This is a genomic window from Paenibacillus sp. VT-400 (genome assembly GCF_001029205.1).
In the GTDB taxonomy this organism is placed as follows: Bacteria; Bacillota; Bacilli; order Paenibacillales; family Paenibacillaceae; genus Paenibacillus; species Paenibacillus amylolyticus.
This window is the reverse complement of record NZ_LELF01000039.1, coordinates 96,115-119,694: the sequence shown is the minus strand read 5'-3', so window position 1 is coordinate 119,694 and position 23,580 is coordinate 96,115. Positions and strand designations below refer to the sequence as shown.

The 23,580-nt window shown below is 46.1% G+C and carries 17 protein-coding genes; 7 read left to right on the top strand and 10 right to left on the bottom strand.

Translation table 11 applies throughout. The annotated features are described in order from the left end of the window. Positions 1 to 5: 5 nt before the first annotated feature. The 4 genes from EL84_RS02290 to EL84_RS02275 all read right to left on the bottom strand — a co-directional run bounded on the left by EL84_RS02290 (position 6) and on the right by EL84_RS02275 (position 6,269). On the bottom strand, positions 6 to 1,808 hold the full coding sequence (locus tag EL84_RS02290) for a sensor histidine kinase (protein ID WP_047840548.1): 1,803 nt from the start codon (positions 1,806 to 1,808) through the stop codon (positions 6 to 8). A 199-nt stretch (positions 1,809 to 2,007) separates the two neighbouring features. Then, complete coding sequence (locus tag EL84_RS02285; RefSeq protein WP_047840547.1) at positions 2,008 to 2,856, bottom strand: GNAT family N-acetyltransferase; 849 nt, start codon at positions 2,854 to 2,856, stop codon at positions 2,008 to 2,010. Positions 2,857 to 3,055: 199 nt separating this feature from the next. Next, positions 3,056 to 5,236 (bottom strand): 1,3-beta-galactosyl-N-acetylhexosamine phosphorylase, encoded by a 2,181-nt coding sequence (gene gnpA, locus EL84_RS02280; protein WP_047840546.1) that lies wholly within the window; start codon positions 5,234 to 5,236, stop codon positions 3,056 to 3,058. A 13-nt stretch (positions 5,237 to 5,249) separates the two neighbouring features. Next, entirely contained in the window at positions 5,250 to 6,269 is a 1,020-nt protein-coding gene (locus EL84_RS02275) for a glycoside hydrolase family 105 protein (RefSeq protein ID WP_047840545.1), read from the bottom strand. 171 nt (positions 6,270 to 6,440) lie between these two features. On the opposite strand from EL84_RS02275, the gene EL84_RS02270 reads away from it, so the two are divergent. The 3 genes from EL84_RS02270 to EL84_RS02260 all read left to right on the top strand — a co-directional run bounded on the left by EL84_RS02270 (position 6,441) and on the right by EL84_RS02260 (position 11,758). Then, a complete protein-coding gene (locus EL84_RS02270; protein WP_047840544.1) occupies positions 6,441 to 7,388 on the top strand; it encodes an AraC family transcriptional regulator in 948 nt (315 codons plus the stop codon). Positions 7,389 to 7,508: 120 nt separating this feature from the next. Continuing rightward, positions 7,509 to 10,640, top strand: a complete 3,132-nt coding sequence (locus EL84_RS02265) for an ATP-binding protein (RefSeq protein WP_047840543.1) — start codon at positions 7,509 to 7,511, stop codon at positions 10,638 to 10,640. Then, positions 10,637 to 11,758 (top strand): response regulator, encoded by a 1,122-nt coding sequence (locus EL84_RS02260; RefSeq protein ID WP_053061355.1) that lies wholly within the window; start codon positions 10,637 to 10,639, stop codon positions 11,756 to 11,758. The genes EL84_RS02265 and EL84_RS02260 overlap by 4 nt, the downstream gene beginning before the upstream one ends. A gap of 171 nt (positions 11,759 to 11,929) precedes the next feature. Here the strand turns inward: EL84_RS02260 and EL84_RS02255 are convergent, their stop codons facing one another. Together EL84_RS02255 and EL84_RS02250 are read right to left on the bottom strand one after the other, a co-directional pair. Next, positions 11,930 to 13,111, bottom strand: coding sequence for a DUF4317 domain-containing protein (locus tag EL84_RS02255; protein ID WP_036668338.1), 1,182 nt, complete (start codon positions 13,109 to 13,111; stop codon positions 11,930 to 11,932). Between the two features lie 222 nt (positions 13,112 to 13,333). Then, positions 13,334 to 14,041 (bottom strand): DNA alkylation repair protein, encoded by a 708-nt coding sequence (locus tag EL84_RS02250; RefSeq protein WP_047840542.1) that lies wholly within the window; start codon positions 14,039 to 14,041, stop codon positions 13,334 to 13,336. Between the two features lie 519 nt (positions 14,042 to 14,560). Here EL84_RS02250 and EL84_RS02245 point away from each other — a divergent pair. Further along, positions 14,561 to 15,724, top strand: a complete 1,164-nt coding sequence (locus EL84_RS02245) for a glycoside hydrolase family 27 protein (protein WP_047840541.1) — start codon at positions 14,561 to 14,563, stop codon at positions 15,722 to 15,724. 206 nt (positions 15,725 to 15,930) lie between these two features. On the opposite strand, the gene EL84_RS02240 is transcribed toward EL84_RS02245, so the two are convergent. Next, complete coding sequence (locus tag EL84_RS02240; protein ID WP_017690624.1) at positions 15,931 to 16,740, bottom strand: helix-turn-helix transcriptional regulator; 810 nt, start codon at positions 16,738 to 16,740, stop codon at positions 15,931 to 15,933. 81 nt (positions 16,741 to 16,821) lie between these two features. Here EL84_RS02240 and EL84_RS02235 point away from each other — a divergent pair, with 81 nt between their 5' ends. Beyond that, positions 16,822 to 18,357: a carboxylesterase/lipase family protein gene (locus EL84_RS02235; protein ID WP_047840540.1), complete on the top strand. Its 1,536-nt coding sequence runs from the start codon at positions 16,822 to 16,824 to the stop codon at positions 18,355 to 18,357. A gap of 240 nt (positions 18,358 to 18,597) precedes the next feature. Here the strand turns inward: EL84_RS02235 and EL84_RS02230 are convergent, their stop codons facing one another. Together EL84_RS02230 and EL84_RS02225 are read right to left on the bottom strand one after the other, a co-directional pair. Beyond that, the gene (locus EL84_RS02230; RefSeq protein ID WP_047840539.1) at positions 18,598 to 19,941 is read right to left on the bottom strand and encodes a sensor histidine kinase; all 1,344 of its coding nucleotides are present in this window, start codon (positions 19,939 to 19,941) and stop codon (positions 18,598 to 18,600) included. After that, complete coding sequence (locus tag EL84_RS02225) at positions 19,934 to 20,626, bottom strand: response regulator transcription factor (RefSeq protein WP_047840538.1); 693 nt, start codon at positions 20,624 to 20,626, stop codon at positions 19,934 to 19,936. The genes EL84_RS02230 and EL84_RS02225 overlap by 8 nt, the downstream gene beginning before the upstream one ends. A 159-nt stretch (positions 20,627 to 20,785) precedes the next feature. Between EL84_RS02225 and EL84_RS02220 the strand changes: the two genes are divergently transcribed. Together EL84_RS02220 and EL84_RS02215 are read left to right on the top strand one after the other, a co-directional pair. Further along, complete coding sequence (locus EL84_RS02220) at positions 20,786 to 21,547, top strand: TVP38/TMEM64 family protein (RefSeq protein WP_047840537.1); 762 nt, start codon at positions 20,786 to 20,788, stop codon at positions 21,545 to 21,547. Between the two features lie 44 nt (positions 21,548 to 21,591). Further along, positions 21,592 to 22,170, top strand: coding sequence for a GNAT family N-acetyltransferase (locus tag EL84_RS02215; RefSeq protein ID WP_047840536.1), 579 nt, complete (start codon positions 21,592 to 21,594; stop codon positions 22,168 to 22,170). A gap of 191 nt (positions 22,171 to 22,361) precedes the next feature. Here EL84_RS02215 and EL84_RS02210 read toward each other — a convergent pair whose 3' ends face one another. Continuing rightward, positions 22,362 to 23,528 carry a cobalamin-independent methionine synthase II family protein gene (locus EL84_RS02210; protein WP_047840535.1) on the bottom strand — a complete coding sequence of 389 codons (1,167 nt, stop codon included), beginning with the start codon at positions 23,526 to 23,528 and terminating at the stop codon, positions 22,362 to 22,364. Between the last annotated feature and the right edge of the window lie 52 nt (positions 23,529 to 23,580).

Sequence of the window (23,580 nt, the reverse complement as noted above, 5' to 3'; positions counted from 1 at the left end):
GCTCCTTATTCATGAGATGCCTGCATAAGAGGAATTTGAATGCCAATCGTTGTTCCCTTCCCCTTTTCACTGAATATGTGCACCTGAACGAAATCATCAAAATACATCCGCAGCCGAATATATGCATTCATCATACCAATGCTGCTAAGCTCGCTCATCCGATCCATACTCGGGTCTTGCATCATTTTGCGGAGCGAGGCCAGCTTGTCCTGATCCATACCGACTCCGGTATCTCGAATGGAAATGTACAGCTCATTACTTCGAATTTCGAATAATACCTCCACGACCCCATCATTCGACGTCCCCTCAATGCCATGGATACAAGCATTCTCCACAAAGGTGAGAACGGTTAGCTTGGGTATCATCATGGCAGCAATGGATTCGTCTGTGATCCGGATTGCAAATTGCAGCTTTTCGCCAAAGCGATACTGCTGGATACTCAGATAACTCTCCACAAAATTGATTTCCTCTGCAATTGTAATCAGATCATCGCCCCAATTGATCGTCTGACGTAACAGCAGTGCCAGTTTATGAATGACATCGGAGGTTTCGAGCTCGTCCTTGATCAAACTCCGCATACGGATCGTTTCAAGCGTGTTGAACATGAAATGGGGATTCACCTGACTCTGAAGGGCTTTCAGCTCCGCCTGCTTTTTGGAGAGCTCAAGGGCTTGCCGCTCCACCTGGCCCTTAAACACAATCTCAATCAGGTTCTTGATCTTGATGACCATCATGTTATAACTATGGGTCAGGCTGCCGATCTCGTCTTTGCCCACAGGTCCCGATATCACCTCAAATTTCTCATGCTTCACTTGATCCAGGTGCTTCGCTATCCGATCAACTCTGATGACCAGTGATCTGGATATCAACCAGATTAGCAGTGTCGGCACCAACAGATTAAGAATGATTAGTAAAGTCAAATTAAGCTTGGAATTAACAATCTCCGACAGAACGTCCAATTTCTCCGTGCTGACGACAATCTGCCAATCCTCGGATACGACGGGAATCGATTGCATGGATTGAACAGGATCAATTGAACTGTTTGCAATCAGATTAAATGGCTTGCGCATCTGATTCATTTTTGAATCGTTCGAGAAAATGACCCTGCCATCCGAAACGACATACACCTTCCCATTTGCTCCCTCATTTTTTAGCGATTTGTTGATGAAAGCGTAGTCCAGATCAACCTTTAACACCTTTTCAACCTGCTGCTCCCCAAAGTAATCCAGCTTGCGAATAATGCTTACTTTGCGTCCTCCCTGACTTTGCGACATCTCCGCCTGCTGTTTGTCAAAATACGAATAGATCATGATATGGTCGCTTGTGTTCATCAGCGCTTGATACCAATCACTTTTCTTCACCTCATCATCCAGCTTAATGAAGTTTCCTCCATTGACGAAGGTATCATTGCCAACATAAAACGTAATTTGATTCACCTGCTGGTAGCTGTAGTAGTACCTGACCAGATTGTTGTTGCTAAGCATATCATAGTAGGCAGAGTAATAGTCTTCCTGATCGCGATACTTGAACTCCATGAACCGGTTCAGCGTTCCATCGGTATAGAGAAAATTGGACACATACAAGCTATTGTCTATACTGTTCCGCAGGTTGAACTTGATCCTTTGCTGCATTTCATTGAATCGGCTATGCTCCTTCTCTTCAATGTTACCTTTGATGCTTTGGTAAAACACGGTATTTGTGACCAGGACCGGGACCAGCACACAAAAAATGAACAATATGTACAACTTGGTTTTGAGACTCCAATCATCCAGAAACTGAATACGCTTACAGTATTTCTTTCGGCTCATGTTATGTCTTTGTCTCCTCTAACCATGTCATATATCAACATTATTATAACGAGTACAGGATGGGTTGGATACTGTAATCCAGGATTTCCGGGAAGCCTTTAATCAACCTCCCGTTCAACTGGCCCAACAAGACAGACACTAACACCCCACATATTTTCGTATGAACCCGATCTGATCTTAAGTCGAAACGACGATCACGTTATAATTTCAAGAGCATTTCGTACTGGCCCACATGATATGAAAAACCTGATTTGACCAGGAGGAAATCTTGCATCGGTTTCAGATGAGACTCCACATTGAGGACACTGATTCTAGGCGATTCTGTGCGTTGCACCATCTCTGTCAGGATGCTGCTTGCAATACCTTTGCCCCGGTATTTTTGGTTCACTGCAAGCTGGGGAATATCACCTGTTTTTTGATCTATAATGCCATAGCCAACAATGCTTTGATCCTGACGTGCAACCACATAGATAAAAGCTTCCGGTAAAGCGTAGATGGAATCAATTGAATTTTGCCAGGAGGGCTCCACATCCCAAAATTCCTTAAACTGCTCCACATCGATTCTCTCCACACATTCCACCGTGCAGGTCGTTTGCGGTATGAATTGATCTTTTTGCAACTGGAAACATGAAAATTCCCTTTGAATTTTGAAGTTTTGTTTACTGTACAGCTGAACTGCAGATTCGTTGGATTGGATGACTTCCAGCAAATATTGCTCTACATTTTTTTCTTTTAACAGCTTTTGAATATTCAAGAGCAGATCGCTTGTAATGCCTTGCCGCCTGCAATCTTTTACAACGCCTGTCCCAAGATCATATGCAGTTGTCTTTCCATTCCAGCTTCGAAGCCCATTGATAACAAATCCGACCATTCTCTCATCCTTAAAGGCTCCCATAGATATTTCGGGGTGATAACCCCTTCGTTGGAGCATTTGTTGAAACTTCCAAAAAGGCAAATCCATTTTAACTTGATAGTCGGAGAACGCATCCACAAACGCCTCGTGAAGTGTCTCCATGCTTATTGTGTCCAACAATTTATAACTGTACATTAGGGCACTCTCTCCTTTGAACAGATGAAAATAATAATATAGTAGAGCTCATGATCCCTATCTTTATATACATATTCTACTAGATAGTGTTAACACTATACAGTAAGATCCGCAATATATACGTTAATGAAATTGATTCAACTCATAAATAAAATAGACCGCTCCCTGGTTAAGGAATACAGTCTATCGAGTCATTATTCTATGGGGATACCGATTTTGTTAAACCAATTTTGGTGATCACCGTATCATACGGCTCCAATTCCACGGTCTGTTTTCCATGCTCTGTATTGATCGTCGTGGACTGAACCTGATTGCTATTATTGATCACAACCAATATGTTGCTCTCGGGGTAGTAGGCGCACTCGGTATACAAGTTATCCGTGATGTACTTTGTTTCATGGAATTCATTGCCCGCAAATCGAATCAAATTCAGAAGTAGTCTTGTATTTTCCCAGCTGAATTCGAAGGAAGGCAGGTAGATCCCTTTTCCTTTTCCAAAAGCATGTGTGGACAGTGTGATTCGACCATCCGTTTCATTCACTACAGCTGCTGATCCATCAGTAAGATAAATGTTATCTTTCGGAAGTATGCTGGCCCCCTCAGGCACCAAACCATACTCATCATTAACCTCATACGACCATTTTCCATGAACAACCCTTGCACCTGTATCCTCATCCACTCCAAGCACATGCGCCATTCTAAAATAGCTGTCGTACCCATCCATTGCCGAAGGCTGGTTAATGCCAATAAAGGTACCACCCTCATACACCCATTGGGTCAATAAGTCCACAGACTTGTGGTCACTCCAATGCGCTCCACCGCTCCATGCTGAACCTGCAGAGCCGGCATTGATGACGACATCTACATCCTTCAATGCCCCCTGTCGAATATCATCAAAATCAATAAACTGCACGTCAACAGGCAACCCGGCTAATGCCTCATTCACATGAATCAGATCATGCATATGCGTTTCATGAAAATGACCGGACAAGGTCCACGATCTTAACTTGCCCCAGCTATGCAGCACGGCTACCTTTGTCTTGATCTGATATGGTTTTCCCTCTTGATGCAGCTCTTTCATTTCCCTGAATTCATGGGCAATCTTCTCGATATAATCCACAAAGTCCGGGTAAGGCTCAACCAGATGCAAATATCCACCCAGTCCAATCCGGTCAATCGACTCACGCAGCAGCGCACGCCGGATATTAATCCAATATTTCTTGGCATCCAGGGTAGGGTCGCCTCCCTCTTTGAAGGTAGGAAGCCCGCCTAAGCCAACTGGGAACAGGTAGGGATGCAAGCGAATCTCATGGGTATCAGCCTTAACGCCTGAGCACATTCTTGCCTCATAACCGGAGAACACACATTTGATCATGCCGTCGAATCCAAACTCCTCAAAGCGGTCATTGTACGGCTCCATGCCCACCCAGCTGTCATCATAGAAGACATACGCCAGCTTGTCATGCTTGTGTACAATATCAATTAACTTTTTACCGAATTCAATCACAAAATCATTGATAAATGCCATCCAGTCCAGTTTGCGCTGATTCGCAGGCATATGAGTGACCTGATATTTACCGCCATTTACAAAGTCCTCGGCGGAGAGTGAGTACCCATATTTTTGAGCAAACAGATCCAGCGCTCTCGAACTTACCGTGAAATCGTATGAACCCCAATCCGAGAACAGATGGCGATTCCGCTCATCACTGCCCCAGATCCAGGCGAAGTTATAAAATAGGGACGTAAAACGTACAACCGTTGTTTCCGGGTGGTCTTGGCACCACTTTTCCATCCAATCCAGTAGATAGGTTTGGGTGTCTGTATAGATCGGGTCAATCTGCATCAGATGCTCTTTGTCCCAGTTATTCGTCGTATGGTTGTACATGGAAATCTCTTCCCATATCCGATAAACCATGAAACTCACGGTGTATTTATGCCAAGGAGCAACGCCAGTAATGACAACATTGCCAGATTCCCTTTCATAATTCCACTGTCCTCTAGGCACCTCTTCCCCAGTCGTTCGATCATAAACTTGCCAATATTTAAACGCTTCTTTCGAATCATTCACCCTGAATTGTTCAGCGAAGAAGTCCTCCATCAGATAGATGGATACATAATCTTGGACAGCAACCTTTGGATTCGTTATTAGAAAACATTGCTGCAGCTTATCCAGATTACGGGATGCCCACTCATTATGATCCCGAATAATGCAAATGGTTGAATAGATGCCATATCCGGCATTGATAATCTCATCGGACAACTTTGTACCGTCACTGTCACGGATCACATCGGCACCCCAGCGATCGGCAAGTTCCAGCGTCAGTGCTTCATAACCGGATTCTCCCGGTAGTGTAAAAGAGCCTTTGGTTGGTTTGGACAATGTGGTTCCCTCCCTATCTCAACATATCGGACAGAAAAGCGAGTGCCAGGCCCTGACCCCAGCCCTGAATCCAGTCTTTTGGAATATTGCGATAGCCATCCCGATCCTTCATCACCGCCGTACCGCCAGATACACCAAGCACGCGTCCATCTTCGCTAATGTTGTTCAGGATACCTTCCAGTGCCTTTTGCACGTATTTGGTATGCAATGGATTACCGTTATTGATCATGGCTGCTGCAATACCCGCGGAAGCTGACACCTCTTCATACGATTCTTCGTCATCCAAAACCGTACGCCACAAGCCATTCTCGGTCTGTACCAGCTTGAGAGCCGCCAATTGATCACGAAGGGCACACTCTACATCCATACATTGCGGATACAAGTACCAGTCGTTCAATTGCGGTTTCACTTGAGACATCGTATAGGCTCCCCAAGCGTTCGCTCTGCCCCAATAAAATCCGGACATGTGGTCCTTGTTGATATTGTTATAACCGTGATACCACAGACTGCTGCTCGGATCTTGCAGGTATTTGATATGCCAGTAATACTGATTCAGCGCATCCTGGATCATGGCTTCATCTTTTAATTTGCTACCTACGCGAAGCAGGAAAAATGCCGCCATAAACAAGGTGTCCGCCCAAGCCTGTTCCGGAAAATCATTGGAAACCGATACCGTATGCTGAAGCACATTGTCTCCAAAGCGAAGTGCATGATTCTGGAGATAATCGACTTTGCTGAGGACAATATCCCAATATTTCTGATCCCCGGTTTCTTCATATAAAGTGATGAGCACATGGCCCATAGCACATGTATTTACCGTCCAACTTGGCAACCCCAGCTCGATATATTCGTCTGCCCATTTCACCAGCCTGTCCAGAATCTCTTGGTTGCCTGTCGTTTGATAGGCTCTGGATACACCATAATAAGCCACTCCACCGGGCCAATCCCATGTCAGATCCATATCCAGTGTTTTCTTGGTAACGCTGTCTATTACGTGTAGAATCTGATCCCTGTCATATTTCACTTGAAGCATTGTTATTCCCCTCTCCCTGCGCACACGCCCCCAAGTGCGCCCTGAGAGGTGTCCGTCCATTTTTGTAAACGCTTTACTTATTCCATTGTACGCAGTAAAATAGTCTCAATCTAAGCATATTCATAACAAAACTGCGCAATTTCAATCATTTATACATAGGAGTCCTCGAAAATGTCCAAACCGAAGAAACCGGTCATCGAATATCGTCACTACAGCCTGCCCATTGATTTCCCTGTCCTGTTACTCAGTGGAGACCGCTGGAGAATATCCGATATCAAGAGTGAGCATCTTCATTTCCATAACCACATGGAGATTGGCATCTGTTATTCAGATGGAGGCATCATGGAGATTAAGGGAGAATCTGTGCCTTTTCGAGCAGGGGACATCACGTTCATTCCCCGATATCTTCCGCATACCACATACAGTTCACCTAATAACGCCAGCCTGTGGGCTTATATCTTTTTTTCACCGGAAGAACTCTTCCGTCATTCGCTCAAAACAGCACAAACTCACATTGAACCGAATCTATGGGCGATTCAGGGAACCAATTGCATTCTGAATAAGGAACAGCATCCCAAAATTCATATGCTCGCAACTTCAATCGTTGAAGAAATGAAGCAGCAGTCCCCCTACTATCGGGAGAGCGCGTACGGCTTGTTGATGTCTCTATACATCGAACTGCTTCGAATTCATGCGAGCAGCGAACGCTTGTCATCTCAGGATCACGAACGGGAAAGAGACCTCCAAGGTGACTTGGTCATCTCACCTGTGCTGGAGTTTATCACCAAAAACTATATGATGCCTGTGACCATCGATTACCTCGCTGATCTGTGTCATCTGAGTACAACGCATTTTCGCCGCAAGTTCCATGAAATTATGGGAACCACGCCGCTTGATTTTCTGAACAGTACCCGGATTGAAGAGGCATGCAAACGATTAAAAAGCACCGAGGCCTCCATTCTGTCCATCTCTGAGCAGGTCGGCTTCCGATCCATCTCCAGCTTTAACCGCTGCTTCGCCAAACTGATGGGCGAATCGCCTAAAGCCTGGCGCAAAGGCGCTCATACAGAAGCACAGTCTGCAAAAGCCTCAATATTGGAATTTACGGGGTGGGTATGAAGGAATTTGTCGAAATGTGATTGCGCCCCCCAGAGATATTCGCTACAATGCCGATAGAATACAAGAGATTTTGTCCGAAGCTACCAAAGGATTGAACAATCTCTAAAGGAGCAGCATTTCGTGTTATTAAAAATTTCAGGTGTTGTCCTGACTGTTGTACTTGCCATTACCGTACTGCTGCTGTCAACGATCAGAGAACCACAATCTGCTGCACTTCATGCCCGTCAGGGTGTTCTGGACCTCTCGGCCTGGAACCCTGAACAAAACGAGCGGATCAAGCTGGACGGGGAGTGGGAATTTTACTGGGAGCGATTGCTTCCTGACGAATCTGCAACATCGAATCAGGCTGGTCCAACGAAAGCACCCGACACTTATGCAACCGTTCCCGGATCCTGGAATCGACTTAAAGTGGATGGTGAACGACTGCCAACCCACGGCTTCGCCACGTATCGACTGGTGCTGCGTAATGCACCTGTTGAAGGAACACTGGCGATCAAAAAAATGAACATCCGTTTTGCTAGCGAAATCTACATCAATGGCAACAAGCTGCTGGAAGACGGGCATGCCGTGGCAAAATCCGCAGGTTACCGACCAGGCAACTCCCCCCAGATTGGCTTTTTCCCCTATCATGGCGGTGACATTGAGATTTTGATTCGGGTGGCTAATTACGATTACACGGACTCTGGCATTCCGGGTCCACTCTTTTTCGGCGAACAAGCAGCCATGCTGAAAAAACATCAATTCAACACAGCTATCGAATTTGGCACGCTTGCTGTACTGGGTACCATTTCGATCATATTCCTCATCAGTTACCTCGGGTCTGCACTCTACCGAAACAGGGACGATTCCCTGCTGCTGATTGGTCTAATCTGTCTGCTGTATGCACTCTATAACGGCATGATCAGCGAACGTGTGTTATCGATGGCGGGCACGGAAATCTCCTTTAGCACGCTCTATAAATTAAAAGATTTCTGCTCCGTGGCATGTCTGGGTCTGTTAACCTTTTACTTCTACCGATTCAAAGCAGGCATCCTGTCCGGTTTGCTCACGGCGGTGATCCTCATCATCTTCGGAGCATACTTATGCATGGTCGCGATTCTGCCTATTTCCATCTATGGGCTGGCTGCACCTTACGTCGTCGTTATGTACACGTTGCTGTTAATCTGGTTGCTGTATCAATGTGCAAAACAGTTCCTAACCAGTGAGAAGGGCGAACGGCTGTCTACTTTTCTGTGGTACGCAGCCCTCTTAAGCATCATGCTGTATTGTCTGGACATTAATCTCTTCTCGATCTCGCTCAAGGAAAATATGAATATTGGGCAGGCTTCCATTGTCCTGTTCAGCATCCTGATGCTGTTTCTGGCGGTGCTTCGGTTCTTCGAGGCTTATCGTACCGTCCGCACTCTCAAAGATCAGTTGCTCTTGCTGGACAAGGTGAAGGATGACTTCCTGTCCAATACTTCGCATGAGCTCAAAACACCGCTGAATGCGATTGTTAACATCAGTGAAAGCCTGCTTAAAGGCGCAGAAGGTCCCCTTACCGATGAGCAAGCGCACAATCTGGCGATCGTGACGGGAAGTGGCAGACGATTAACCTACCTGGTCGATGAATTACTGGATTATTCGAAAATGAAACATGGCGACATTCCGCTCCACCGGTCTTCGACCGATCTGTACTCGTTTGTCGAATCGGTCATGCGTATGCACTCCTTCCTGCTTGGCGCGAAAAAGGTGGAGCTTATCAACCGCATCCCGGCGCATTTCCCGCCGATCCATGCAGACGGCAACCGACTGATTCAGATTTTGCATAATCTGATCGGCAATGCCGTTAAGTTCACGGAACGTGGCACGGTAAGCATCAAAGCTACGGTTGTGCAAGGCAAAGCGGAAATACGCATTGTGGATACCGGCCGTGGTATCGGTACGGACAAGCTGGAACATATCTTCCTGCCGTTCGAGCAGGAAGCGGATACGGGGCCAGTCGTTGCTGGAGGCACCGGTCTAGGACTAAGCATTACGCGCAAGCTGGTCGAGCTGCATGGCGGAACCATTCATGCGGAATCAGCACCCGGCATGGGTGCTACGTTCATCCTGACCTTTCCGCTGGCAGAGAATAAAGGAGAGAAACGTTCCAACGTCATGCCACTTACCATCGCTCCTACAGGTCCTGGTAATCGGCTACTCCGGTTCGAAGAACCAACGATTGTACAAGGGAATAAAGACGAATGGATCATCGTTGTGGATGACGACTCGGCTAATTTGCAGACGATTGTTAATCTCTTGAAGCTGGAAGGATACAGTTATGCAGTCACTTCACGCTCACCTTCAGTACTGGAGCTGCTGGACAAACTACCTGCCGTGCATCTCGTCATTGCTGATATCATGATGCCCGACATGTCGGGTTACGAATTGCTGGAACGGATCAGGGAGCGCTTCTCTCCTTCCGAGTTGCCTGTACTCATGCTGACGGCGAGTAATAAAGCCAATCAATTGAAGCTGGCCTTGGAGAAAGGCGCCAATGATTTTGTATCCAAGCCGTTCGAATCGGAGGAACTGCTGGCACGGATCGGCGGTTTGACTCGGATGAAAACATCCGTGCAAGCTGCGCGAGATGCCGAGATATCCTTTTTACGGTCACAGATGAACCCGCACTTTCTATATAACGCCCTGAACGCCATTGCCGAATTGTGCGTGGATGCGCCGAATCGGGCAGAACAATTGATTTTGCAATTATCGAGTTACTTACGGCGGAGTGTGCACTTTAAACATCTGGACTCAAAAACTAGCCTGATGAACGAACTGGAGATGATCGAGGCATACGTAGCGATTGAGCAAGCCCGCTTTGGCTCAAGGTTGGAGGTCATTATCGATGTGGATGCGGATGTGAACCGGAACATGGACATTCCACCGCTCACGTTACAGCCCCTGATCGAAAACGCAATTCGGCATGGGCTGATGTCCAGCATTCGCGGTGGTCGGGTCATGTTGTCCATTCGTAATCTGAATGATACGGAAACACGTTTCACCATCGAGGACAACGGAATCGGCATAACCAAGCAACGGATGGACGAAATTCGGCAATCCACGGACGGCAGTAACGGCGTTGGACTATGGAATATTTCCAGCCGGTTGAACCTGCTGTATGGCAGACACCTTCAGATGGAAAGTCTGGACGGCGAGGGAACGCGGATTACATTTGATCTTCCAAATCAACGTCTAAGCACAGATGGGAACGGGGGTTATGAAACATGAAGATGAAAGTCATCATCGTGGACGATGAGGATTTGTCGCTGAAGCGACTGAATCGCATTTTGACAGAAAGCGGAGAAGTCAAGGTATCTCGTGCGTTTCATGACCCGGAGGAAGCCTGTGAATATGCGGCAGAGAATAGCTTCGATGCGGCATTTCTGGACATTACGATGCCTCGCATCTCGGGTATGCAACTCATTGGTGAACTGCGTAAACATCATCCTTCGCTTCCAATCGTGCTGGTGACCGGTTATGAGGAATATGCGGTGCAGGCCTTCGACAAAGAGGTCATCGATTACGTCATCAAGCCGGTCACGGCTGAGCGACTGAACCGCAGCATCAAACGGTTGCAGGAAAAGCTTCACAAGTCCGTGACAACACCTGAACCAGCGGTGCCTGGACCCAAACTGAACGTTCGTCTGTTCGGTGAATTCACCGTGTTCGGCGGAGCCGGAGCAGACAGTCCCATCAAGCTTAGAACGCCCAAGACGGAAGAATTGCTGGCATTCTTGCTGTATACCAAATCAACCACCCGCGATGCCTTGGCTGATACGTTGTGGAAGGACCTCAGTCCGCAGAAGGCCTGGACGAACATCAATTCCACACTGTACTACGTGCGGCGTGCCATCGGCGATAACAGTGACGTGCCGATCATTCTCAAGGACAGAAACGGTATCCGTATCGACCGGGAAGCGATTAACTGTGATCTGTACGAGTTCGAGACTTTGTTCCGGCAGATGCGTCAGGCCTCGGCACATCGCCCCGAGCTCTTCGAGCGGATGGATACGTTGTATACGGGTGAACTTCTGAAAGGAAGGCATTATGAGTGGGCTTTTGCGTGGTCCAGACAGCTGGAACTGGATTTCATCATGACGATGGAAACTGCGGCCCACTATCACGCGAAGGCAGGAGAGCCGTTACGGGCGCTGTATTATTTTGAACGTATCCTCCAGATTGATTCGATTCGGGAAGATATTCATCGCGAGATCATCCTGTTGTATCTGTCGCTTGGACGAAGAACCGAAGCGCAGCGACAGTATCTGGTGCTGGAGGAATTGCTCAAAGAGGAGCTTGGCTCCAGTCCGGCAGCGGATATCAAACAACTGCTGCGACAGTCATGAAACAGCAAAAAAGCCCATGCCTTGGCGATAATGAACTGCTCCCATCGTAGTCTTCTACGGTCTACTATGACAGGAGCAGTTCAGTGTTGCTTTTGGCTTGGGCTTTTTGCAATATATGGACGTTCATTCGTCCTTGCAGGATTATTTTACATTACCATTGTCTAGAATCAATTACTCATTTATAAGTTTTTCTGTATTAAGGGTAAAGCCTTCAATCACAACATCTTCGTCCACTTCAATCATGATGCAACGTCTGCCTTGATAATTCACCTGCTTCACATATCTCAGGTCTTGCGGGCTAACCGAAATCGTAGCAACCTTGGTCTCAATCTTAATGGACTTGGACGTAAACTTCGGCATAACACTGGTTGCCTTCATCTCATAGTTCTTGTTATCAACGATGGTTTCGAAGGCACGTTCTACTTTCTCCGTTGTCAGATCCTCTATACCACTTGCGGTCAGTACACGTTCCAGATCTTTATAATCCAGCTTTGGAGGTTCTTCCTCATGGGACTCTTCGTTAATCTCGATGACTCGGTTAATCTCCTCATATACATGTGCAATGGTGGCTGAATCGAGCTGTTCACCGGCCACTTCCTTAACGATATCTTCGAAGATCGCCCGTTCTTCCAGTGCGGTTACGGATCTTTCTCCATTCAATACATTTTCAACAAAATGCGGATCCGGGAAATTGGATTTCCCTGTACAATACAGTACACGATTCACATCGGAGTAGTTGTCCGTCACGCTAGGGTACAAGAATCCTTGCTCTGGCGTGCTTAATTTGATAATCGGATCTACAATGATGTTGTATTTGAATTCTCTCTCCACGTAATCAAACAAGAGTGTCTTTCGCTGTTTCTCCGTGGAATTCACGCTGCACAGAATGAACGGATGGGCGAACACCTCATTCTTCTCACTCTCTTCCGTAGCTTCATTTCTAGCCTTAGTCGGCAGATAATACTGTCCACGCACGAAAGTAGCTACCATATCCCGCTCAAACTTCGTATCTACCAACATTCGATCCACGAGCAGCAGCATCAGATCCTGCCATTCATCCGGATCACCTGTTACCAGAGCCTGGTGAAGCAATACCTGCGCCGGGTCCTCCGCCGCTTCCTGGAACTTCAATTCAAACAACTTCTGATCCAAATCACCTGTCAGCAATTTTTTGAAATTGCCCATGTACAGCTCCTGCTTCTCTCTGTCCACCAGTTCGAACGGGTGACGCTCCCAGTGATAGACCTCATTGGTTTCCTTCGTAATATACACGTTGAGAATATCGTAAATATTCAGTAGATCGTGATCGAGTTTAAACTGCTTGCGTATATGCGCGACTTCTTTTTTATTCATATTGTATTTGGCAACTCCTTAGATATGTTTCTAGCTTTATTAGTATAAAGGATCGACAGAAAATTTGTTGACTAAGTTGTAGCTTGACGGTTACTAGATTTCAGTTACCCAAGTACGTGATATTCACAACAACACAAAAAGGGAGACACTCTCTACGTCCATACGAGCACCTCCTGCATGTGTTACATCTCCTGATGTTCTAGTCTATTACAGCGATTCCCATTAACATCTTACATATTTACGCTTGAACCCCGTCCGCCCTGCATCCACTGCCTTTTGGATATTCTCAGAGGCATTCAGCAGCTTACTCTTGGGCTTGTCCTTGTTCACTTCGACAGGTCCCACAGCCTTGGCTATCTCCACTGCCTGATCGTGCAACGGTTGATAGGATGTTGCAACGGTATACAAGAAGTTGTTCATCGAATATTTTGTTCGTTCCGGAGATTCGTGAATCGTCTTTTTCACCTGTTCAAGCATCTCCATCAGTTTATTCTCCGAAAATTCAGCATCCTTTCGACTGCCGAGCAACCAACAGTAACAGCTCCATCCTGCTGACATTTTCAGCTCATCTCCGCTGGCGATCCACTTATCCGAAACTTCTTGAGCAATATCCGTCTCTGCCAACGTGACGGCAACGATGAAGTCAGAGATCATGTAAAAATAAGCAGCGTCAATCCAACGGTCAAAATCAGCTTCCGTCATTGCTTGAGGATCGGCAATCACGCCAGCAAAGTACATCGCATCATAATTCCCCGTTGCATATAGTTGCTCTGCCAAAGGTTGATCCTTTTTGATCCGCTTCGCCATTGGTTTCATCGCCCCGGTTGCCACGCCAAATAGCGGTTCATGCGCACCATTGGAGATATAGATTTTTTTCGTTCGTTCTTTGCCCAGCGCTTCAAGCTCCTGCATTACTTCATCTAGATTCATTTCGCAACACTCCAAATCCTATAAATTATATATCTGATCATATCAAACAGACAATTATGTTTAACGAAAAACCGATGGAAAATCGCACATTATCCAATTGGAATCCTTCTGCCATATGCATAATCGTTACGGCGGGATTATTTCCTTTCGTATGGGGACTCCTTACTGGAGTATTTTTCCTAAAAAAAACTGAATACTATTCAAATTTCCCTATGGCTCTGACAACCTGTTTTCGAGCATTATCACTGATCATAACATCCATACCATTGTTTCGCACAGATCCCTGAAAAGATAGATATAACTTCTTCGCAGACAGACATTTTTCCTTTCTTATGCTTCTATTGGCAACTTCTGAATACTTGCCGAGGGCCTGATTGGAAAGAGCTGATTCCCCCAGCACAAGCAGAGCAACATATGTCCATGTCCAAGCAACGTTAAGCTATGGCAGGATACGTCACTCATCGTTTATGTTCAGTTTAGTGTTGTTAACAAAACCGAGATGAGGAAGGATGCGAGAGCATGAGCAACAATCAAGTGTTAGGCTTTGCCCCTGCCCTGGGCTGGAATTCGTGGAATACCTTTACGTGGGATATTAACGAACAATTAATTCGGGATGTCGCTGATGTGTTTGTATCGGAAGGTTATCTGGCCGCTGGTTACGAGTATATTGTCATTGATGATTGCTGGAGCCTGAAGGAACGGGATGCGAGCGGTAATCTGGTGGCTGACCCGGATAAATTCCCGAATGGAATGAGAGCGCTTTCTGATTATATCCATAGCAAAGGACTAAAATTCGGCATGTATTCATGCGTAGGTACGCATACATGTGCCGGGTATCCAGGCAGCTTCGAGCATGAATTCCAGGATGCTGCCCTTTTTGCCGAATGGGGCGTTGATTATTTGAAGTATGATTACTGCTTCAAGCCGCGCCATATCTCAGGAGAGCTGCTGTACAAACGGATGAGTCTTGCGCTCAAAAACTGCGGACGCGATATCCTGTTCTCCGCCTGCAACTGGGGAGCCGACGACGTATACGATTGGATTCGGGAATCGGGCGCTCATATGTACCGCTCCACCGGCGATATCCGTGACAATTGGGATTCAGTGAAGGAACTTGCCCTGTCTCAATTGGGCAAACAAAGCTACACCGGCTCCTTCTGCCATAACGACATGGATATGCTGATTGTAGGTATGTACGGTGGAAGCAACAATGATTATATTGGCAGCATCGGCGGATGCAACGACATCGAATATAAAACCCACTTCTCTCTCTGGTCCATGATGGGTTCCCCATTAATGATCGGATGTGACGTGCGCAAGGCTAACCAGATTACAAAGGATATTCTCCTGAATCCTGACCTGATCGCTATCAATCAGGATGTAGAAGCGCGCGGAGCTTACCGCATTAAACCAGAACCGCAATGGTTTCACACGGACGATGTATTTATGCTGGTGAAGGTACTCACAGATGGAGATCTAGCTATTGGTTTCTTCAACCTGAGCGACAGCCAGCGGGAATTGTCTTTGCAATTTTGGGATATGGGTCTGCCTTACGCTGCCGGTTATGCCCTGTCCCTGTATGACTGCTGGGAACATCAAGAGCTTGGCGTATTCCGTGAACGCTTCGCTCCCGTTGTCGCAGCACATGATTGTTTACTTGTGCGTGCCAAACTAGTGAAATAGATGGCTCAACATCGCCTGTGCACCTCCTGTCAGGTCCCGCTCTCTTCAGACGATGTGGGCATCTACCTCAAATTGATCTCGCGCTCTGCCCAGCAATTTCTGTGCATTGATTGTATAGGAGTGAAGCTGAACTGTGGACGTGAGCCTATTGAGAAGCTGATCCGTTATTTCCGAGAGTCCGGGAACTGCGCCCTGTTCCGTTAACGTTATGCCTTGGTCCCGTGCAGCATCATGTACGATGTTGGCGTGTGTGAAGTTGCTTTCTTGAATACTTTGGAAAAATATAACGGATCATTGTAGCCGACAGAATAAGCTACCGATTGAATCGGCAGGCCCGACGTTTTCAACAGTTCACAGGCGCGCTCGATTCGGCAGGATGTAATATACTCCAAAACAGACTTGCCGGTTGCTGCCTTAAACAGACGAAACAAATAACTGCGCTCCAGATTAACTGCCTTTACGATCTCGGTGACGGTCAATGTTGGCTTCCAGTAGTTCTGCTCGATGTACTTTCTCGCCAGCCAGACATAATCCTTGGCGTCCACCTGCGGCTCTTTCGGATAATGCTCCATATAGTAGGAGAGCAGCAGACGCAAACGTGCATCCGCCCGCAGTAATTCATAAGATGATGCACCCGCGTTCCAGGCAAGGTGGAAAAAAGGCTGCAATGTCTCCGGCGAGACCGTCACCACGGGTTGTACCTCTGAGAGCTGTGTCAGCCCCAGCAACCGCCCGGCATCCTCACCGCTAAACTCCACCCAGACGTACTCCCATGGATCTTGCGGGTCTGGATAATAGTAAATCTCCTTTTGCGGAAATATGATAAAGCTTTCCCCCGTAACGAGCCGAAAAACGCGGCCGCCCGTCTCCAGCGTCCCTTGGCCGCGGATAATATAGTGCAGCGCATAAACGTCACGCACGCCTGGCCCCCATTGGTGAGGGTTAGCTGGCTTGTGACCACCGCTGATAAAATACAAATTACTGGCTCTACTGCTCTCATGCCAAATCGGATTCAACCTTGATTCCCCCTTTCTAATGCCACGTTGATCAGATGTTCGGTAACGCTTACAAGCTAAATCCAGAGAGGAGAATGTTGTATGCTTAGATTGGTTACGGTAGAACATGGACAAGTGCAAGGACTGCCCGCAGCGGACCCGCGGATTACCAGCTTCAAGGGAATTCCTTTTGCCGCACCTCCTGTAGGTGAGAACCGCTGGCGCGCTCCACAGCCGCAGTCGAGCTGGGAAGGTGTACTGCAAGCTTTTGATTTTGCCCCCATCTCCATGCAAGCCCCAACAGTCATCGATGACAACAATATCTATACCCGCGAATGGGCCGTTGATCCCGACCTGCCCATGGACGAGGATTGTCTGTATCTGAATGTCTGGACACCAGCCAAGCGTACGGACGAGAAGTTGCCTGTTTTTGTCTGGTATTTTGGCGGGGGCCTGCAAGTCGGCCATACGGCCGAAATGGAATTTGATGGCGAGCGAATCGCTCGTAGAGGTATTGTCGTTGTGACGATTAATTATCGACTGAATGCCTTTGGCTTCCTGTGCCATCCTGAGATTAGTGCCGAATCCCCACATGCACCCGCCAACTTTGGTCATCTTGATCAACAAGCAGGTACCCATTGGGTCAAACGTAACATTGCCGCCTTTGGCGGTGATCCAGACCAGATCACCATCGGCGGACAGTCGGCAGGCGGAGGAAGTGTACTCAGCCAGATGACCTCTCCGCAAAATAAAGGTTTGTTCCAGCGAGCCGTCATCATGAGCGGTATAGCTACCGAGTTGTACCCGAAGGTCCGCGTGCCTTCTGTCCGCTCCACACTAAGGGATGCAGAGCAAGCAGGGGTTGAATTTTTCGACTTCCTGGGCGTATCTTCCCTGGCTGAGGCGAGACAACTGGATGCTGAACATCTCCGTGACAAAGCACTCGAATACAAAAGCTTCTGGGGAACCGTCATCGACGAACAATTCTGCGCAGGCGATCCGTTTACTCGTTTTGTTCAGCAGGAGCGCGAGGCGATCCCCGTAATGCTGGGGCATACGTCTTCCGAATTTTGGACCCGTCCCGCCGCAGCCAATTTGGAAGAACTGAAGCAGATGGCTGTGGAGCTGTTTGGCGAGGATGCTCCTGCCTTTTTGCAGCTATGTGAGGCTGATTCCGGCCAAATCGAACATGCTCTGCAACAAGCATCGGTCCGCATGATCCAACATGCCATTCTGCTCGCCATCCGCGCGAACAGCGGTCATCCGTCTGAAACGCCTCTCTACTATTATAACTTCGACGCCGAGATTCCGGGCTGGGATCAGCCAGGCACTTTTCACTCCGTTGATCTGTGGTTTTTCTTCGAAACACTCGCCAAATGCTGGCGGCCTTTCACAGGCAAGCATTATGATCTGGCTCGCCAGATGTGTAATTACTTATCCAACTTTATTGCTACAGGTGACCCAAACGGTTCGGACTCCACCGGAAAGCTGATGCCTCATTGGACTCCTTGTACTACGGAACAGCCGTATCTAATAGAATTTGGCGATCAGGCTCAATTACAGAAGGCTGAGCCCGGACCGATGCTCGCGTTTTTAATTGAACAATATTTCAAGAAACAGAATGCACCTGTTGTTTAAAACATGAGGTTTGCCCTCTCGCGATATATGTAAGAGCCATGCTGTCGCATGGCTCTTTTTGTATAGTGTGAATGGTAGAGCGATGTTCATTCGCCCATACCTATTAGCAAGGTACTCCACTACAGCAGTCTAAGGTAACAAAATCAGACAGCCAGAGAAATCCAACGGAAGACAATCAGCATCATTTCAAGAGATCCGTTTTTGTTGCTCGCGATAATGATAACGTCTCTCTCCCCTCCATTAAATATGAGTCTGTGTTGGTTTGTTGATGATGACAGGTAGCATAATCTGTAGTGAAAAGATATCCTTTTCCTGCGACACCGTCAACGTCCCGTTGTGCTGCTGGATCATTTTCTGACAACTAACGAGTCCAATTTCGTTGCTATCTTTCTTTTTGCCAACACGTTTAATCTTATTCTCCACCTCAAGAATAACCCATTGTTGCCTCAAAGAAATCTGGATATGAACGGGATGCCCTGGATCGGCGTATTTTCGAATATTTGAAAATATATTATCCATTACGCGACGCATGGCGACCAGATTGATTTCCAGCAAAAACTCCTCATGATGTGCATCTGTCTGAACCTGCACGTCTATATCGTCCAAAACCACTAATTGCTCATCTATGAGTTGATCGATAAGCGCTCTGCCCTCATACATTTCAAATTCTACTTCCTCTTCCTCAGCGGCGGAGGATACCGTAAAATATTCGAATAGTTTGTCCGACAACACTTTGATCTGATAGGCCTTCTCCCGGCTATTATGAATATACTGCAACAGATCCTCATGTGTCTTATATTTGTTAAGCTCTATGATATCCATATATCCTAATAGAATCGTGAGTGGCGTTCGCAAATCATGGGAAATCGCCGTGATCAATTCACGGTTGGCCATCCTGACCCTCTCCTCGCTGTCCAGCCGCTCCACAAATGATTTTCTCATCTCATCAATACTCTGGGCCAGAGATGACAGTTCATCCTTTCCCGATATCGTAATCGAATAATCCAAATTTCCACCTTCGAGTATTTTGATCTCTTGTTCAAGCACGCCAATATAAGATGTTTTCTTATTAATCATCAGTAGAAAGGAAACAATGAACACAATGGCCGCTATGAAAACACCAATAATCAGAATGAGGTTGTAATATTGATACTCATAAAAGCTAACCAAGTATATCTGGGCATCCTGATCCGCAAAATGGATGGTGGTGATGGGTATTTTCGATGGCACGAATTGAGTTAACAACTCTTCATTGATGGCAGGATCAATCTCCGTGTTGGAGGAAAATATCAATTTGTCTTTTGCAAAAATATACAGATTTAAGTAGCGCTCATGTCTTATCCAAGCAGACAATTGCTCATGATCACGGGTTGACACGTTCTGGTTATCCACAAATGCTTCGAATCGATCAAGCGCATCTTGCTGCCTGTTCTCTACAAAAGTGGATTTGCTTAAATAACTATCCAATACAGTCTCGCCAACAACTTGTAAAATAACGAGTGCACTTATGGAAATGACCAAAGAAATGACAACCGCCAGAACCAGTTTAATCTTCAGCTTTTTTCCGATTAATAATCTATTCAATTTTGTACCCCTTCCCCCAAACAGTCTTCACATATTTAGGGTTCTGCGGGTCATCCTCCAGTTTGCCTCTCAAGTTACGAATATGAACCATCACCGTGTTATTACACGTATAAAAGTAGGGTTGCCCCCAAACACTCTCATATATATTTTCTGCCGAGAATACCTTTCGTCGCTTCTTAGCCAACAGCAGCAAAATCTGGTATTCAATTTCAGTTAGAGCAATCTCCTTCTCTCCAACAAACACGGTTTTTGAATCCTGATGGACGGTAAGATCCTTAACGATAATTTGGTCCGCTTCTTCCGTCTTCTCCTTGCCCCGATAAACATAATACCTTCGCAGTAAAGCCTTCACCCTCGAAACGAGTTCTGTATAGGAAAAGGGTTTGGACAAAAAGTCATCACTGCCTGAGGAAAAGGCCAATTGTTTGTCAGAATCCTGCGTTTTCGCCGTGAGAAACAGGATCGGTGCGCTTGTTTTTTCACGAATCTCCAGACAAGCCTTCAGCCCCGATTTATTGGGCATCATCATATCCAAAATAATGAGATCCGTCTCTTCGTTCACTTTATCAATCGCATCTTGACCATCTATCGCTTCAATCACTTCATAATTCTCACTCTCTAACAAAATCCTTACAATTTCACGAATTTCACTGTTATCATCAGCAATTAGAATTTTCTTGCTCATCTGATCCCTCCGTCTAATTTCAGTATAATATGCGCTATTAGCGACTACCAGCAAATACAATCGACTTAAGAATTCTTCAGAAGTTATGTAGGTATCTCTTAATAATTTCGTCTTATACTGTAAATATGTAGAAGTTATTAGACAAAGGGGTCGTCAGGTATGCCACAAACTTCGAAAAAAGTAATGATTAACATATTGTTGGGTCTGTTCATCATGTTGTCCATTGGTCTACTGGTATATTATTCTCCTGCCCTTATTAAAATCATGTCTTCCATGGACAACTTCAGAGCGTATATTCATTCAACAGGCCATTGGGGTCCGGTCATGTTTATTTTATTCCAGATTCTTCAGATCGTGGTTGCACCCATTCCAGGAGAAGTGGTACAGATTGCAGGCGGTTATATCTATGGGGTTACACTTGGGTCCTTGTATACTACAATAGGCTTGATTATAGGCTCAGCGATTGCTTTTTATTTCACTCGTTTTATCGGTCGCGCCTATATTTCACGGCTAATGCAAAAGAAAAATAATAAGTGGATGTCGTTAATTCATGATGAGAAGAAGTTCTCCGCTTTTTTATTTATCTTTTTCGTAATTCCCGGCTTGCCCAAAGACATGCTTGTATTTGTCGCCGCACTTACATCGATTAGTTCGTTTAGGTTCTTCACGATCCTTATCGTCGGTCGTCTGCCGTGGATCATCGCATCTACCGTTGTAGGGTCCACAATTCATATGCAACAATACACCATCGCCATTATTATTTCTGTTATCGCTGTAATCGGGTTCGTATTCGGTTATATCTATAGGGAGAAATTGGTGGGATTGTTCTCCCGGTCAGACAGTACCAAAGCCAAACCCAAGGCTATACCCAGTTATAGTACGAATAGGGAGTCTCGTAAAATAAAAAGAGATACAACATGAACAAAGCCAATCTATTGATATGAAAACCGGAGGTATATCATCTTATGCAAATACTTAAAACCAATCGATTAATCCTGAGAAATTTCACCGTAACGGACGCAGCCGGACTGTTGGAATACACAGCAAATCCCAGAGTGAATTGTTTTATGGATCAACGAATTTCAACGTTGGAAGACGCTGCGGCAGAGGTCGCAAAAAGAAGCAGTGACGATTCCCACATCGCGGTTTGCCTGAAGGACAGTAACGAGTTGATCGGTGAGCTGTTTGGTATGAGGGAAGATCGGGATTCCGATACGGATAAAGATTCGAATTCAGATACGTATAGTATAGGTTGGAATTTTAATGGCAGATTTGAAGGGAAAGGGTACGCCAGTGAGAGCGCCAATGCTTTCATCGAAAATCTCTTTATGGAACAGGGAATAAGAAGATTGTACGCTTATGTCGAGGATGATAACTTCCGTTCTCAGAAACTGTGTGAGAAGCTGGGCATGCGCCGGGAGGGTCTTTTTTTGGAGTTCGTTTCATTTGTCAAAAATGAGGACGGCACACCGAAATACGAGAATACGTATCAATATGCTTTGTTGAAAAAGGAATGGCTGGCACAGCGTGAATCTCAGAAATAAAGAATGACAAGCCCCATCATTAGTTTAAAAAAGTTATAGAAATGAGAACGTACCCATACGTACGTTCCACAACAAATACGGCGGCTTCTCCCTGGATAGATTCCAGAGGAAAAGTCGCCGTTTCATTATCGCACAGAACACTATTGATCGAGCAATGTATTTATAAGGTCACAATACATTTAGCTTGAATTCTAGACGGTGCTGCCCCAATATTGCTTTGCAATCTTCTGCCCTTGATCAATCTTCGCCCATTGCTGAGCTTCGCTTAATTCGTTACCACCATCGCAGGATGCAAATCCGCATTGGTGAGACAACAGCAGCCGATCCTTATCGATGATTTTGGATGCTTCGTCCAGCAAACGGACAACACGTGCTTCATCATCGAGTGTACTCGTTTTGGATGACAACAGACCCAGTACAATTTCCGTTTCAGGTCTTTCCTTGAACACTTCCAGAGCTTCAATTGAACCCGCACGATCATCATCCCACTCCAGGAAGAAACGGTCATACTTCAATTGCTTCAGGAACAGATTCGCAATTTTGGCATACGATCCACCACCCATGTTGCGGGAATCATAATTGCCGCGGCAGTTATGTGTCCACATTTTCAAGCCAAGGCTATGACCAAAGTCAATCACGGTATTATTAATATCAATGAATTCGGTAGCAAGTCCCTTTACTTCATCTTGATTAATATTTTCCCCTGTAAAAGGAGAGTTCGGGTTGTCGTCTGCAAACAGTTCCCACAAGCAATCATCGAATTGCAGAATTTTACCGCCCACTGCAGCGAATTCCTCCACGAATTCCTTATACGCGATCACAAGACCCTCTTTGAGCTCCTGTATGTTTTGATATACAGCATCCGTACCACCAATGTTATCTGACCAGGAAAGCTCACCGAAAATATGGGAAGGAGACGGTACGCAAAGTTTCGTTTGTTGCTCGCCAGCCGTGTCTTGCAGTTGTTGGAACAGTTGAATGAAATGATGGTTCTTTCCACTCAATTTATCAGTGATGCGCAGTCCAATATCTTTGCGTGTTTCATACTTCGAAGTTCCGTCCACATCTCTGAAAAAATAGCCGTGATCCGCGATGTAACGCTTCACTCCGCCAAATCCCCATACAAAGTCCAGATGCCACATCGATTTGGAGAATTCGCCATCGGTAACCACGGACAAGTTATGTTCGATTTCCTTAGCGACAACTTGTTTGATTGCCTCTGTCTCACACTTCTCATATCCTTCGTAGTTTTCATAGAACGGATATTGGATATCATCATTATGTTCAATTTGCGTTTTATATTTCAGCAGCTCATCCGGCCGCAATAAACTTCCTACGATCTGGAACTTATCAGTCATGTAAAAAACCCCCTCGTTGTATACAATGATCATATCATGCTGAGAGCAGTTA

Bases quoted from the DNA above. Each gene is read 5' to 3' on its own strand.
- EL84_RS02290 (WP_047840548.1), bottom strand. From the start codon at position 1,808: ATGAGCCGAAAGAAATACTGTAAGCGTATTCAGTTTCTGGATGATTGG.
- EL84_RS02285 (WP_047840547.1), bottom strand. From the start codon at position 2,856: ATGTACAGTTATAAATTGTTGGACACAATAAGCATGGAGACACTTCAC.
- EL84_RS02275 (WP_047840545.1), bottom strand. From the start codon at position 6,269: ATGCTTCAAGTGAAATATGACAGGGATCAGATTCTACACGTAATAGAC.
- EL84_RS02270 (WP_047840544.1), top strand. From the start codon at position 6,441: ATGTCCAAACCGAAGAAACCGGTCATCGAATATCGTCACTACAGCCTG.
- EL84_RS02260 (WP_053061355.1), top strand. From the start codon at position 10,637: ATGAAGATGAAAGTCATCATCGTGGACGATGAGGATTTGTCGCTGAAG.
- EL84_RS02255 (WP_036668338.1), bottom strand. From the start codon at position 13,111: ATGAATAAAAAAGAAGTCGCGCATATACGCAAGCAGTTTAAACTCGAT.
- EL84_RS02250 (WP_047840542.1), bottom strand. From the start codon at position 14,041: ATGAATCTAGATGAAGTAATGCAGGAGCTTGAAGCGCTGGGCAAAGAA.
- EL84_RS02245 (WP_047840541.1), top strand. From the start codon at position 14,561: ATGAGCAACAATCAAGTGTTAGGCTTTGCCCCTGCCCTGGGCTGGAAT.
- EL84_RS02235 (WP_047840540.1), top strand. From the start codon at position 16,822: ATGCTTAGATTGGTTACGGTAGAACATGGACAAGTGCAAGGACTGCCC.
- EL84_RS02225 (WP_047840538.1), bottom strand. From the start codon at position 20,626: ATGAGCAAGAAAATTCTAATTGCTGATGATAACAGTGAAATTCGTGAA.
- EL84_RS02220 (WP_047840537.1), top strand. From the start codon at position 20,786: ATGCCACAAACTTCGAAAAAAGTAATGATTAACATATTGTTGGGTCTG.
- EL84_RS02215 (WP_047840536.1), top strand. From the start codon at position 21,592: ATGCAAATACTTAAAACCAATCGATTAATCCTGAGAAATTTCACCGTA.
- EL84_RS02210 (WP_047840535.1), bottom strand. From the start codon at position 23,528: ATGACTGATAAGTTCCAGATCGTAGGAAGTTTATTGCGGCCGGATGAG.